Consider the following 12952-nt stretch of genomic DNA (forward strand, 5'->3'; position numbering starts at 1 on the left):
GGCCGGCCCGCCCGGGCGTACCCCGGGTCAGTTCGAGGAGATCCAGTTCCAGGCCGAGACGACCCACTCGGTCTGCTGGAGCCAGGCCACCCCGAGGCCGACGAGGAAGACCGCGGTCGCCAGGTGCGCGCCCCGCGCGCTGCGCCGGACCCGTCCCATCTGCCGCTCCAGCACCATCCGGCCGACCAGCCGGGACAGCGCGAACAGGCCGACCGCCACCAGCAGGCTCAGCACCAGCACCAGCAGCGGACCGCTCAGGTCGCCCTGACCGGAGAGCGCCCAAATCCCCCAGCACACGAACGCGAAGAGCCCCGCCGCCGCGCTCCACTCGCCGCCGCGACGCAACTGCGCCAGGCGCCAGCTCAGCGGCCGGCGGGGCGCCGGTTCGCCTGGCCAGCCGGTGCCGGTCGGCTCCTGCTCGACCACCGGGAACGGCTCGGTCCGCGGGCTGCGCGGCTGACCGACCGGGGCCACGCCCCGGCGGAACCCGTCTCGCTGCGTCGGCACCCCGACGCCGGCCTGCGGCGGCACCTCCACGGTCCGTTCCGCCCACGGCTGCGTCTGGTCTGCCATCTCGTCTCCCCCTGACCGGCGGCACACCACCGCCCGGTTCCGAGGGTAGCCAGCCGGCAAATCGGTCGCCGAGCCCGTCCGCGCACGCCCGGCACGACCGTGCCGAATCCCACCCCAAGCGAGTACGGTCGGCTGATGGGTGATCCGGACCGACGACGACGGCGCCTGCGCCACCACCCCGACTCTGAACCGGCCGGACGGGGCACCGACGGCCCGACGGTCAGCACGGCTGGGGTGCACGACGGCGCGGAGCCACCGACCCGCCGCCGGGGCCCGGCCGGCGACGAACGCGACGGCGAGCGAGGGCTGCGCGGGCTGGTCGGATCCGGCTCGTCGCAGGTGGGGCTGAGCGCCGCGCTGCGGGCCCGGGACGCGGCCCGGCCCACCGATGACGACCTGGCCGAGGCGGAGGCCCGGGTGGTGGTCGTCCGACGCAACTGGGTGCCCCGCGAGGAGCTACCCCGCCCGCCGCGCTGAGCGCCCGCTGGCCGGGTCAGGGCAGGTCGGGCAGCTGCCGGGTCAGCTCGTACTCGGCCACCTGGGCGATCCGGCGGGCGTGCCGCTCGTTGCCGGAGAACGGGGTGCTCAGGAACGCCTCGACGATGGCGGTCGCCTCGTCCAGGGTGTGCTGGCGGGCGCCGACCGCGACCACGTTCGCGTCGTTGTGCTGGCGGGCCAACTGGGCGGTCTCGACGCTCCAGGCCAGTGCGGCGCGGACCCCGGCGACCTTGTTCGCGGCGATCTGCTCACCGTTGCCGGACCCACCGATGACCACTCCGAGGCCGGTCTCGTCGGCCACCACCCGGTCGCCGGTGTGCAGGCAGAACGCGGGGTAGTCGTCGTCCGGGTCGTAGCCGTGCGGGCCGACGTCGACCACGTCGTACCCCTGCTTGGCCAGGTAGTTGGCCAGGTGCACCTTCAACTCGAAGCCGGCGTGATCGGAGCCCAGGTAGACGCGCATACCGGGCAGTCTGTCAGGCCGCCGTCGGGGACGCCGCAGGGGCGGCGTCCCCTGGCCGGGTTCGTCACACGGTCGTGCGGACGGTCACTCAGCGGGGCAGCTCGGCGACCACCAGGCCGCCGCGCGCCTTCGGGGTGAACCAGGTGCTCTTGCGCGGCATCTTCTCCCGCGCCAGATTCACCGCGACGAAGTCCGCCACGGTCACCGGCGCGATCAGAATGGCCAGCTCGGCCCGGCCGGCGTCGACCTCCCCGGTGAGCCAGCTCGCCGGGTAGTCACCGCCGACATAGGTGATCCGCTTGTCGCCCGGGTCCAGCCCCAGCGCGTCGCGCAGCAGCAGCCGCTCGACCAGGGCGTGGTCCAGGTTCTCCAGGCGGTCGCCGACGGTGGCGGGCAGGCGCACCGCGTACCCCTGGCCGGGGAGCTGGAGGTGGACGGTGCCGCCGGCCGCCGGAACCTCGACCCGGCCGTCGATCGGCTCGACCTCGGCGCCCGCCGCGCGCAGCCGGTCCAGCAGTTCCTCCGGCGTGGTGGTCAACTCGCTGACCAGCCGGTTGTACGGCTGGATGGCCACCGACGCGGGGGTGGTGACCACGGACAGGAAGCGCGGTAGCCCACCGGTCTGGGCGGCCAGGCTGCGGTGGTTGCCGTCGGCGACGACCAGCTCCCCGCCGCCGGCGAGGGCGGTGAGCGCGTCCTGCTCCGGGCCGGGGCCGAGCAGCCAGATGGCGTGCGTGCGCCCCGCCTGGTCGGTGTCCGTGGCGGCAGGCGCGCCGGACGCGTCGGTCGCCGCCGCGAGCGCGGCGTGCAGTTGGTCGCCGCACCCGGTCTGCAGCAGGAGTACGGGCGAGAGCAGGTGGCCCAGCGCGTCGGCCAGCGCCACCCGCTCACGCACCTTGGCGATGAAGACGTCCTCGTTGCGGATGACCAGGCCCGGCTCGTCGGCCCGGGTGGAGATCTGGTCGGTGTCCACCATCGCGAACAGCCCGTACGCGGGATCCTCGCCTGGTGCGCTGATCCGGTAGAGCACCACCACCTGCTCGGCGGGGGTGTAGCTGCCGTCGGCCTTGGCCTCGGCGAAGCGGGCCACCGCGTCCGGCAGCGCGTCGAGGAAGGACTTCCCCTGGCTCTCCGGCGCCCGGTGCGGCATCTCGATGCTGAGGGCACTGTGCGGGTTCGCCTCGATGATCGCGGTGATCTCCGCGTCGTCGGCGAACTCGTCGTAGTTCTGCGCGCCGGTGCCGCCAGTGGTGATCCAGGCCCGGGCGATCGGGTGTACGACCGTCATGCCCGCTGACGCTACCGGCGACGGCGTCGCCTCCGGACGGGGACCCGCACGGCGTCCACCAGATGAAAGTGCCGCAGCCTGGGCGGAGCGGTCAGCCGGCGCGGCCCGAGGTGCCGTTGTGCCGGCGGTGTCGACCGGCTGCGGCGGGTCCGCCGTTGCCCCGCCGGCCGGTCCCGGCAGGACCGGTGGTGGCGTTGCGGCGGGGCGCTGCGGGCGGCCCGGGCACGGGACGGGGCTCGGGCGGCGGCGCCGGGACGGGCCGTGGGCTCAGCGGCGGCGTCGGCACCGGCCGCGGGTTGGCGGGCGCCGGCGGGGGCGGCGCGGGCTCGGCGGGTGCGGCCGCCGACGGCACGGCCGGAGCCGGAGCGGTCGCCGACGGTACGGCCGGAGCCGGAGCAGACGGTACGGCCGGCACGGACGCCGGGAGCGACGCCGGAAGGTCGGCCGGGGCGCTGCCCGGGGGCGGCGCCGGACGGTGGGTCGGCGCGAGGCCGGCGGGTGGCGTCGGCAGTTCGGCCGGCACGGGGCCGCCGGTCGACGTCAGCGGCGTGGCCGGACCGGCGGTGGCCGGCGGCCCGGGCGGCGTCAGGCGGGACGTGACCGGGACCCGCGCCACGCCGACCACGATGGGAGGCGCGAGCAGATCCACCAGGTGGGCGGGCAGGTCGGGGCGGACCGACGGCCAGCGGGAGTCGTCGACCGACCAGTAGGCCGCGCCGGGAGTCTCGATCACCCCCTGCCGGGTCAGCTGATCGTCACCGGACGCACGGTGCTTGGCCATCGGGATTGCCTCCACGAACTGCGGGTGCGGCCCGGTGGGCCGCTGCGGCGGACACCGAGGGAAACGATGCCGCCCGCCCACCGGTGACGCAGCGACCGCCACCGACCCGAGACACACCCGGACGCCGAACGCGACGTGCCCCCGCCCGGGCAGCCGACGGTGACCGGAACGGGGGCGCGTGGTGTCGTGGATCAGTCGAAGATCGGGCCCTGCTCGCGGGTGCGCTTGAGCTCGTAGAAGCCCGGGGTGCCGGAGACCAGCAGCACGCCGTCCCAGAGCCGGCCGGCCGCCTCGCCCTTCGGCGCTGGCGTGATCACCGGACCGAAGAACGCGACCTGACCGCCGTCCGGGCCGGGCGCGTGGACGACCGGGGTGCCGACGTCCTGACCGACCGGGCGCATGCCGGCCTCGTGGCTGGCCCGCAGCGCCTCGTCGTACTCGGTGCTGTCGGCGGCCTCGGCCAGCGCCGGGTCCAGGCCGGCGTCCGTCAACGCGGCGACGTAGAGCTCCGGGCCGCGCTCCTCCTTGCCGAGGTGGATCCGGGTGCCGAGCGCCGTGTAGAGCGCGCGCAGGACATCGGTGCCGTACCGCTGCTCGGCGGCGATGCAGACCCGCACCGGGCCCCAGGCGGTGCTCAGGAAATCCTTGTATTCCTTGGGCAGGTCGTCCCGGCCGTCGTTGAGCACGGCCAGGCTCATCACGTGGAAGCGGATGTCCACATCACGGACCTGCTCGACCTCGAGCAGCCAACGGGACGTGATCCACGCCCACGGGCAGGCCGGGTCGAACCACATGTCGGCGGTGACACGATCGGTCACGGTGAGGTCCCTTCATGATGGGTGGCGCCGGCAATCCGGCGTCTCTCCGAATCTTCACCCCGGGTCGCGTCGAGCGGCACCCGAATCAGAGCGTGACCTCGGCCACCGCCAAATGCCCGTACATGGAAGACTCGGATCCGGACCGGCCGCCACGAGCGGTCGGCAAACGGGCGCCGCCGGGCGTACGGCGAGATGTGGGATGGAGACGAACAGTGCCGGGAGTGCGCAACCTGACGCAGGTCGAGGCGACCGAGCGGGCACGCCTGCTCGACGTGACCGGGTACGACATCAGTCTGGACCTGTCGACCGCCGTGCTGGCGGCCGACGGCCGCACGTTCCGGTCGACGACCGAGGTCCGGTTCCGCTGCACCGAGCCGGGTGCGAGCACGTTCATCGAGGTGGCCGCCGACTCGGTGCGCTCCGCCACGCTGAACGGCGCTCCCGTCGACCTGTCGGACTGGTCGGCCGAGAAGGGCCTGACCCTGTCCGGGCTGGACAGCGAGAACGTCCTCGTGGTCGACGCCGACTTCGGCTATTCCAACAGCGGGCAGGGGCTGCACCGCACGGTCGACCCGGTGGACGGCGAGACCTACCTCTACAGCCAGTTCGAGACGTCCGACGCGCAGCGGGTGTTCGCCTGCTTCGACCAGCCCGACCTGAAGAGCGTCTACACCTGGCACGCCACCGTGCCGGCGCACTGGCGGGCGGTGTCCAACATGCCGGTGCAGCGCGAGGAGTCGGCGGGTGAGGGGCTGAAGACCGTCCACTTCGCCGAGGCGCCCCGGATGAGCACCTACATCACGGCGCTCTGCGCCGGGCCGTACCACGAGGTGCGCGACACCCACGACGGCATCGACCTGGGCGCGTTCTGCCGGGCGTCGATGGCGCAGTACCTCGACACCGACGACCTGTTCCTGATCACCAAGCAGGGCTTCGACTTCTTCCACGAGAAGTTCGGGGTGCGCTACCCGCTGCCGAAGTACGACCAGCTCTGGGTGCCCGACTTCAACGCCGGCGCGATGGAGAACTTCGGCTGCGTGACGCACGCCGAGTCGCACTACCTCTACCGCTCGCAGGTCACCGACTTCGAGTACGAGCAGCGGGCCAACACGATCCTGCACGAGATGGCCCACATGTGGTTCGGTGACCTGGTCACCATGCGCTGGTGGAACGACCTGTGGCTGAACGAGTCGTTCGCCGAGTGGGCCAGCCACTGGTGCAACACCAACGCCACCCGGTTCACCGAGGCCTGGACGACGTTCCTGTCCATCCGGAAGAACTGGGGCTACCGGCAGGACCAGCTCTCCTCCACCCACCCGGTCTACACCGACATGCCGGACATGGAAGCCGTCGAGGTCAACTTCGACGGCATCACCTACGCCAAGGGCGCGAGCGTGCTCAAGCAGCTCGTCGCGTACGTCGGCGAGGAGCCGTTCGTCGCCGGGCTGCGGGCGTACTTCGGCAAGCACGCCTGGGGCAACGCCACCTTCGACGACCTGCTCACCGAGCTGGAGGCGGCCTCCGGCCGGGAGCTGCGCAAGTTCGCCTCGCAGTGGTTGGAGACGGCGCAGGTCAACACGCTGCGGCCGGAGGTGACCATCGGCGCGGACGGCACGTACCAGCAGGTGGTGGTTCGGCAGGAGGCGCCCGCGGCGTTCCCGACGCTGCGGACGCACCGGATCGGCGTGGGCCTGTACGACCTGACCGACGGACGGCTGGTGCGCCGCGAGCGGTACGAGGTGGACGTGGCCGGCGAGCGGACCGACCTCGCCGAGCTGCGCGGCGTCCCGGCGGCCGACGTGCTGCTGCTCAACGACGACGACCTGAGCTACACCAAGCTGCGCCTCGACGACCGGTCGATGGCCACCGTGGTGCAGCACATCGGTGGCTTCGAGTCGTCGCTGGCCCGGGCGCTCTGCTGGACCGCGGCGTGGGACATGACCCGCGACGCCGAGCTGGCGGCCCGCGACTACGTGGCGCTGGCGCTCGCCGGCCTGCCCGCGGAGACCGACATCAACCTGGTCACCGCCACCCTGCGGCAGGCCACCACCGCGCTCACCCTCTACACCGACCCGGCGTGGGCGCCGACCGGCTGGGCCAACCTGGCCCGTACGGCCCGCGACACACTCGCCGCCGCCGAGCCGGGCAGCGGGTTCCAGCTCGCCTGGGCCCGGGCCTACACCTCGGCGGCCCGCTCGGACGAGGACCTGGCCACCCTGCGCGGGTGGCTGGACGGCTCCGGTGTGCCGGCCGGGTTGACCGTGGACACCGAGCTGCGCTGGGCGGTGCTCGGCGCGCTGGTGGCCAACGGTGCGGCCAACCCGGCCGACATTGAGGCGGAGCTGGCCAGCGACCGCACCGCCAGCGGCGAGCGGGAGGCCGCGTACGTACACGCACTGGTGCCGACGGAGGAGAACAAGGCCGCCGTCTGGGCACTGCTGACCGGCCCGGACGCGCTGCCCAACTGGCGGCACCGGGCGCTGCTGCAGGGCTTCGCCCACCCGGTGCAGGTCGACCTGATCGCCCCGTACCGGGAGCGGTACTTCGCGGCGGTCGGCCAGGTGTGGGCCACCCGGGACAGCGAGCCGGCGCAGGAGTTCGCCCAGCTGGCGTACCCGGCCTACCTGGTGGAGGACGACACGGTGGCGGCCACCGACACGTGGCTGGCCGGTGACGGCAATCCCGCCCCGCTGCGCCGGCTGGTCGCCGAGGGCCAGGACGGCGTGGTGCGTGCGCTCAAGGCCCGCGCGAAGGACGCCCAGAGCGCCTGATCAGCGGTATCCGGCCCGGGGCCGGCGTGGGCATCAGCCCCCGCCGGCCCCGGGCCTTATCGTGTCGGGAGGAGGTGGACGTGCTGGCACAGCCGACGTACGAGTGGCACCCACCGGAGCGGGGCTGGCTTGAGCAGGATCTGCTCGACCTACCCGCCGACGGGAACCGCTACGAGATCATCGACGGGAGCCTGCACGCGACCCCACCTGCCGGATACGGGCACCACGAGCTGGCGGACGACATCCGCATGGCGGTGCGGCAGACCACTCCGCCGGGCTGGCGGGTCATCCGTGAGATCGGGATACGAGTACCCGGTGGCAACCTGATTCCGGACATCACCGTGCTGAAGCCCGGCGCTCCCCCGAGCCGCATGTGGGCCGAGCCGACGGAAATCGCGCTCGTCGTCGAGGTGGAGTCGCCAAACAGCCGGCGGCATGACCGCTTCACCAAGCCCGCGCTGTACGCCGAGGCCAGCATCCGGTCCTACTGGCGTGTGGAGCGGGGCGACTTCGGCCCGGTGGTGTATCGGTACCAGCTCGGCAAGGGTGAGCACTACGAGCTGTTGGGCACGGTGGGGCCGGATGATCCGGTGAACGTGGACGAGCCCTGGCCGATGTTGCTGGACCCGAGCGCCTGGCCGCGCTGAACCAGCCCCAGACAGACCGAACCCCGGCCCGCAGACGCGGACCGGGGTTCGTCGTATGAGTGGTGCTCAGCCCTTGCCGGCGTGGCTGGCGAGCTGGTCGAGGCCGTTGATGATGCCGCCGGCCAGGTCACCTCCGCTGAACGCGCCAACCATGGAGAGCGCGGCCAGCTTGGCGTACGTGTCGGGGATGCGCTTGCGGGCGTGCCGCCCGGTGACGATCTCCAGCTGGCGCTGGTTGGGCGACACCGCGATCAGCACCGACCTGTCGGGGTCGGCGAGCTGGCGGTGCAGCCGCTGGGCGTGCTCCCGGATCGGCTCGTCGAGGCCGCCGACGAAGATCGAGAAGACCAGGCCGGTGCCCTGGTCGGCCAGGCGCAACGCCTCGTCGATGCGCAGCAGCTGGCGGGTCGAGAACGGCCCGTCCAGCACCTCGGGCGGCGTGTCCGTCCCGGTCTGCTTCTCACCAACGGTCACTTGCGCCTCCGGTTCCACCGGCCGGCGCCTCGACGCTGGCCTGCTCAAGCTTGTGGCTGGTCAGCGCCGGCGCCTGCGCGCCAGCGGTCAGCGCGGTGCCGGCCGAGTCGGCCAGCTGCTCCGGGCGGCCCAGGAACCAGACCGGAGTGAAGTCGAAGGACCGGCCCGGCCGGTAGCGCTTGGCACCGCCACCACCGCCGGTGGCACCGCCACGGCTACTGGCGTACGCCAGACCGGCGATCACCAGTATCGCGGCCGCCGGGATGCCGACGAAGACCAGCAACGTCTCGGTAACAGACAATCCCAACGCCCCCAGGCGGAAGAAGGACCTCGGACAACCGGGCCGGATGGACGATCATGACGCCGACCGCCGGACACCGTCGCCATTCACGTTAGCGGAGTCGACGGCCCGCCAGATTGCGGGGTGCCGATCCCATCCGTCACTGGAGTTCTCCAGTTGCGCAGCGGTCGCGATGAGCCGCGCGTCGTCGCCGTACCGGCCGGTGAGCAGCACCCCGACGGGCAGGCCGTCGGCGGTGACGCCCAGCGGCAGGGAGACCGAGGGTTCGCCGGTGACGTTGAAGATGGCGCAGTAGGGCGAGAAGCGGCGTTGCCGGTCGAAATCGGCCGCCGGGTCACCGTCGGCGGTGAACCAGCCGACGGGTGCCTGCGGGGCGGCCAGGGTGGGACAGAGGAGCAGATCGCAGCCGGCGGTGCGGCGGGCGCCGAGGCGGACCTGCGCCTGCAACTCGCCGAGGGTGGCGGCCAGGGCGCCGGCGGACACCTCGGCGCCCCGGGCCCGCAGCAGCCGGGTCAGCGGCAGCAGCTCCGCCTCGCGCTGTGGCGGCACCGGGGCGAGCGCCAGCACGTACCAGATGACTTCGAACAGCGGCCACGCCTCCGGCCCGAGCGGCGGCGGCACCTCGACCACCTCGTGGCCGGCGGCGGTGAGCAGCGCGGCGGCCCGGTCCACGGCGGCCACGCAGTCGGGGTGCACCGGCTCGTCGGCGAGCATCGGGGTGGTGAACCGCCCGATCCGCAGCCGGTTGGGCGCGGCCTGGCGGGCGACGGCCAGGTAACCGCCGGACGGTGTGGGCGGCGGCAGGTAGGGCTCGCCGGGCACCGGCACGGCCATGACGTCGAGCAGCGCGGCGACGTCGGTGACGGTCCGCCCGAGCGGCCCACTGGTGGGCAGGCCGAACGCACCGGAGCCGAGTGGCCCGCCGGAGACCAGGCCGCGGCTGGGCTTGTAGCCGACCAGGCCGCAGAGCGACGCCGGAATGCGCAGCGAGCCGCCGCCGTCGGAGCCCTGGGCGACCGGGACCAGCCCGGCCGCCACCGCGGCCGCCGCGCCGCCGCTGGACCCGCCAGCGGTGTACGCGAGCTGCCACGGATTGCGGGCCGGTGGCGCGACCAGGCCCTCGGAGTAGAGCGAGCAGCCCAGCTCGGAGGTGGTTGTCTTGCCGAGGCTGACCAGACCGGCGGCCTTGATGAACCGGACCACGTCGGCGTCGACCGGCGGGACGAAGTCGAGGAAGGCGGCCGAGCCGAAGGTGGTGCGTACCCCGGCGGTGAGGGTGAGGTCCTTGATCGCGGTCGGTACGCCGTGCAGCGGGCCACGCCCCTCGGCGGGCGCGGCGTCGGCGGCGCCCGCGGCCTCCCGGGCCAACTCCGGAGTGACCGTGACGAACGCGCCCACGGTGTCGCCGATCGCCGCCACCCGATGCAGGTAATGCTCGACCAGGTCCGCGCTGGACAGTTCGCCGCGGGCTATCGCGGCGGCCTGCTCCAACGCGGTCAGGTCGTGCATTTCGGTCATCCCGTCATCCTGCCGGCCGCCGGCCCTCGGTGCACCCGTCACGCGCCGACGATCGGAGACGGACCGGAGCGGTCAGCCGTAGAGGAACCGCCGAGCGTTCGCGGAGAGGAGTTTGTCGCGCTGGTCGGGGGTGAGGAAGTCCGCCGCGTGGACCACCGCGCCGGCCGGCCGCTCACCCAGGGGGTACGGGTAGTCGCTGCCGACCAGCACCCGGTCCTCCCCCATGGTGTCGACCAGCAGTCGCAGCGCGGGCGGCGCGAAGACCACCGAGTCGACGTGGAACCGGTCGAGGTAGCTGCTGGGCGGGCCGGCGGACGCGCCCCGTACCAGGTCACCACGGCGGCGCCAGGCGTTGTCCGCGCGGCCGAGCCAGAACGGGAAGCTGCCGCCCCCGTGCGCGAAGCAGATCCGCAGCGTCTCCGGCACCCGGTCGAAGACGCCGCCCAGGATCATCGCCAGCACCGACAGGTGCGTCTCGGCGGGCATCCCGGTGAGCCAGCGGGCCATCCACCGGTCCAGCCGCGGGCCGCCCGGCATGTCCCACGGGTGAACGAAGACCGGCGCACCCACCTCGGCGCAGTGCTGGAGGAAGGTGACCACGCTGGCGTCGTCGAGGTCCCGGTCGCCGACGTGGTTGCCGATCTCCACGCCGACGTGTCCGGCGGCCAGGCAGCGGTCCAACTCGGCGCAGGCGGCGTCCGGGTCCTGCAAGGGCACCTGACAGAACGGCACCAGCCGGTCGCCGCCGGCGGCGGTGACCTCCAGGGTCAGGTCGTTGAAGATCCGGGCGACCCGCACCGCCTGGTCGGCGGGGCGGTCGTAGCTGAAGAAGACTGGGGTGGGCGAGACCACCTGCACGGCCACGCCGTCGGCGTCCATGTCGGCCAGTCGCGTCGGGGCGTCCCAGCACTCGGCGCCGACCGGGCGGAACTCGGTCTCCCCCACCATGATCATCGCGGCCCGCTCGGAGTCGACCCGCAGCCAGGGCCAGCCGGACCCGCCGCACGCGGCGCCGAGGTCCGGCCATCCCTTCGGTACGACGTGCGTGTGCACGTCGACGACACCTGGAGGCATCAGCCCTTGCCCGGGTGCAGGGTCCCGCAGTTGGCGCAGGTACGCGCTGCCTCATCGGCGTAGAACGCCTGGAACACCGGCGGCAGGTCGGCGGCGATGTCCCGGACCTGCAACTCCACCTCGTGCACCCCGTGCCCACACTCCGGGCAGTACCACTGGAACGTCTCCAGGGTGCCCTCCTCGCGGACCCGCTCGACCACGACACCGATCGAGCCGACCTCAGGCCGCTGCGGCGAGTGCGGGGTGTTGCGCGGCAGCATCCACATCTGACCCTCGCGCACGTGCACCGTACGCGGCCCCTCCCGGGTGATCAGGTTGATGTGCATGTTGCCCTTGACCTGGTAGAAGAACTCCTCGTACGGGTCCACGTGGAAGTCGGTGCGCTGGTTGGGCCCGCCCACCACCATCACGATGAAGTCGTCCCCGCCGGGGAACATCTCCTTGTTGCCAACCGGGGGCTTCAGCAGGTGCTGGTTCTCCGCGATCCATCCCGGAAAACTGAACGGCTCGGCAATCTCACTCACGACTGACCTCCCGAGGGAAGAAGGGCAACGGCCTGGATCTCGATGAGCAGGTGCGGGTGCGGCAGCTGGTGCACCGCCACCGTCGTACGGGTCGGCCCGGACGCGTCGAAGAACTCCGCCCACACCTCGTTGTAACCACCGAAGTCATTCATGTTGACCAGGTACGACGTCACCTGGACGAGGTCGGTCAGGTCGGCGCCGACCGAGCGCAGCAGGTCCCGGATGTTCTCGATGACCGCCCGCGTCTGCACCCGGACGTCCAGGTCGGTCGTGCCGAGTTCGTCGACCGACACACCCGCGAAGCTGTTGTCCGGCCGCCGCGACGACGTACCCGAGACGAAGACGAACCCGCCCGCGACCTTGACGTGCGGAAACGCCCCCCGCGGGACGGCCTTCCCCGCCACCACGCTCGCACCGCCGCTCATGCCGACGCCTTCAGCGACGCCGTGCCCAGCTTCTCCACCACGGCACGGATATGAGCCCCCGGACGCAGTGGAACGGCGGCCGTGGCGGCACCAGCGAGAAACACCCACCCGGACTGCAGCCGCACCCCGTGCCGGCCGGCCAGCCGGATGCCCTCGTCCAGCGCCCGGCGCGGGTCGCCGAGGATCGCCGCCGTCGAACCGACCTGAACCACCCGCCCGTCCACCTCCAGCAGCACGCCGAGGTTGTCCAGGCCGGCCGGGACCGGCGACCACGGCCCCACCACGAACGCGGCTGCCGAGGTGTTGTCGGCGATCACGTCCGGCAACGAGAAGCGGAAGTCGGCGTACCGGGAGTCGATCAGCTCGATGGCCGGGGCGACCGCGCGGACCGCCGTGGCGAAGTCGCCGATCGGCTCGCCCGGTTCGGGCAGCCGGTCCAGCAGGAACGCCACCTCCGGCTCGACCCGGGGGTGGATGTACGCGGACGGGTCGACGGCGCCGCCGTCGGGCACCCGCATCGCGTCGGTGAGCCGCCCCCAGATCACCTCGTCCACGCCGACCTGGGCCATCTTCGCCTTGCTGGTCAGGCCCATCTTCACCCCGACCAGCCGCTCGCCACGGTCCAGCCGGCGCTGCACCAACGCCGCCTGCACCCCGTACGCGGTCGGCACGTCCAGCCCCACCTCGGCGGCGAGCTGTCCGATGGCGGTGGCGGTGTCCGCCGCCACGCCCAGCTTCGCCGCAACGCCCGCGGTGTCCACCCCGATCACAGTGCCACCTTCATTCGCGACTGCGGG

The 12952-nt window shown here is 72.9% G+C and carries 15 protein-coding genes; 3 read left to right on the forward strand and 12 right to left on the reverse strand.

The window, feature by feature from the left end:
• Nucleotides 1-27: 27 nt before the first annotated feature.
• Entirely contained in the window at nucleotides 28-573 is a 546-nt protein-coding gene (locus OG470_RS00090; protein ID WP_328419500.1) for a hypothetical protein, read from the reverse strand.
• 135 nt (nucleotides 574-708) lie between these two features.
• Here OG470_RS00090 and OG470_RS00095 point away from each other — a divergent pair, with 135 nt between their 5' ends.
• On the forward strand, nucleotides 709-1050 hold the full coding sequence (locus tag OG470_RS00095; protein WP_328419502.1) for a hypothetical protein: 342 nt from the start codon (nucleotides 709-711) through the stop codon (nucleotides 1048-1050).
• A 16-nt stretch (nucleotides 1051-1066) separates the two neighbouring features.
• On the opposite strand, the gene OG470_RS00100 is transcribed toward OG470_RS00095, so the two are convergent.
• From OG470_RS00100 to OG470_RS00115, 4 genes are all read right to left on the reverse strand, one after another.
• Nucleotides 1067-1534, reverse strand: a complete 468-nt coding sequence (locus OG470_RS00100) for a ribose-5-phosphate isomerase (protein WP_328419504.1) — start codon at nucleotides 1532-1534, stop codon at nucleotides 1067-1069.
• 88 nt (nucleotides 1535-1622) lie between these two features.
• A complete protein-coding gene (locus OG470_RS00105) occupies nucleotides 1623-2822 on the reverse strand; it encodes a DUF1015 family protein (protein ID WP_328419506.1) in 1200 nt (399 codons plus the stop codon).
• A 91-nt stretch (nucleotides 2823-2913) separates the two neighbouring features.
• A complete protein-coding gene (locus OG470_RS00110; RefSeq protein ID WP_328419508.1) occupies nucleotides 2914-3603 on the reverse strand; it encodes a hypothetical protein in 690 nt (229 codons plus the stop codon).
• A 191-nt stretch (nucleotides 3604-3794) separates the two neighbouring features.
• Nucleotides 3795-4421, reverse strand: coding sequence for a mycothiol-dependent nitroreductase Rv2466c family protein (locus OG470_RS00115; RefSeq protein WP_328419510.1), 627 nt, complete (start codon nucleotides 4419-4421; stop codon nucleotides 3795-3797).
• A 221-nt stretch (nucleotides 4422-4642) separates the two neighbouring features.
• On the opposite strand from OG470_RS00115, the gene pepN reads away from it, so the two are divergent.
• A complete protein-coding gene (pepN, locus tag OG470_RS00120; protein WP_328419512.1) occupies nucleotides 4643-7192 on the forward strand; it encodes an aminopeptidase N in 2550 nt (849 codons plus the stop codon).
• Nucleotides 7193-7272: 80 nt separating this feature from the next.
• Nucleotides 7273-7839, forward strand: coding sequence for a Uma2 family endonuclease (locus tag OG470_RS00125; RefSeq protein WP_328419514.1), 567 nt, complete (start codon nucleotides 7273-7275; stop codon nucleotides 7837-7839).
• 66 nt (nucleotides 7840-7905) lie between these two features.
• Here OG470_RS00125 and OG470_RS00130 read toward each other — a convergent pair whose 3' ends face one another.
• The 7 genes from OG470_RS00130 to OG470_RS00160 all read right to left on the reverse strand — a co-directional run bounded on the left by OG470_RS00130 (nucleotide 7906) and on the right by OG470_RS00160 (nucleotide 12925).
• Nucleotides 7906-8313 (reverse strand): DUF5130 family protein, encoded by a 408-nt coding sequence (locus OG470_RS00130; RefSeq protein ID WP_328419516.1) that lies wholly within the window; start codon nucleotides 8311-8313, stop codon nucleotides 7906-7908.
• On the reverse strand, nucleotides 8300-8620 hold the full coding sequence (gene ctaJ / locus OG470_RS00135; RefSeq protein ID WP_442931025.1) for an aa3-type cytochrome oxidase subunit CtaJ: 321 nt from the start codon (nucleotides 8618-8620) through the stop codon (nucleotides 8300-8302). Before ctaJ ends, OG470_RS00130 begins: the two co-directional genes overlap by 14 nt.
• 48 nt (nucleotides 8621-8668) lie before the next feature.
• Nucleotides 8669-10132 (reverse strand): amidase, encoded by a 1464-nt coding sequence (locus tag OG470_RS00140; protein ID WP_328419518.1) that lies wholly within the window; start codon nucleotides 10130-10132, stop codon nucleotides 8669-8671.
• Nucleotides 10133-10204: 72 nt separating this feature from the next.
• A complete protein-coding gene (locus tag OG470_RS00145) occupies nucleotides 10205-11206 on the reverse strand; it encodes an amidohydrolase family protein (protein ID WP_328419520.1) in 1002 nt (333 codons plus the stop codon).
• Nucleotides 11206-11730, reverse strand: coding sequence for a 3-hydroxyanthranilate 3,4-dioxygenase (locus OG470_RS00150; RefSeq protein ID WP_328419522.1), 525 nt, complete (start codon nucleotides 11728-11730; stop codon nucleotides 11206-11208). The genes OG470_RS00145 and OG470_RS00150 overlap by 1 nt, the downstream gene beginning before the upstream one ends.
• Nucleotides 11727-12155: a RidA family protein gene (locus OG470_RS00155; protein ID WP_328419525.1), complete on the reverse strand. Its 429-nt coding sequence runs from the start codon at nucleotides 12153-12155 to the stop codon at nucleotides 11727-11729. The genes OG470_RS00150 and OG470_RS00155 overlap by 4 nt, the downstream gene beginning before the upstream one ends.
• Complete coding sequence (locus tag OG470_RS00160) at nucleotides 12152-12925, reverse strand: 2-keto-4-pentenoate hydratase (RefSeq protein WP_328419527.1); 774 nt, start codon at nucleotides 12923-12925, stop codon at nucleotides 12152-12154. The genes OG470_RS00155 and OG470_RS00160 overlap by 4 nt, the downstream gene beginning before the upstream one ends.
• Nucleotides 12926-12952: the final 27 nt, after the last annotated feature.

Origin of the sequence: Micromonospora sp. NBC_00389, from assembly GCF_036059255.1 — a bacterium.
Taxonomy (GTDB): Bacteria; Actinomycetota; Actinomycetes; order Mycobacteriales; family Micromonosporaceae; genus Micromonospora.